The following is a 311-nucleotide window of genomic DNA, read 5'->3' on the forward strand; positions in this document are numbered from 1 at the left end:
CAGTTGGTGGGGTCGTTGTTGCTGATGAGGGACTTGTCGTCGAGCTTGACGCGTCCTTCGTTGTTGAGGACGCCGCCGGCGACCCGGTGGAGCTTGCTGGAGTCGGTGGCGGTGTTCTTGGTGACGTGGGTCTTGGTCAGGGTGATCTTCGCCTTGTTGTTGAAGATGCCGCCGCCGTTGAGGGCGGTGTTGCCCTTGATGTCGGTGTCGCGGATGGTGAGGGTGGCGTTGTCGTCCTTGTCGTGGTCGCGGGTGAGGAAGCCGTCCTCGATCTTGATGAGCCACTCACCGTTGAAGATGCCGCCGCCGAA

1 pseudogene is annotated in these 311 nt (G+C 61.7%); it reads right to left on the reverse strand.

From position 1 onward, the window contains the following. Positions 1–311: pseudogene (locus IRY44_RS30505) on the reverse strand (hypothetical protein); the annotation flags it as partial.

Source organism: Micromonospora sp. ANENR4 (genome assembly GCF_015354395.1).
In the GTDB taxonomy this organism is placed as follows: domain Bacteria; phylum Actinomycetota; class Actinomycetes; order Mycobacteriales; family Micromonosporaceae; genus Micromonospora; species Micromonospora aurantiaca.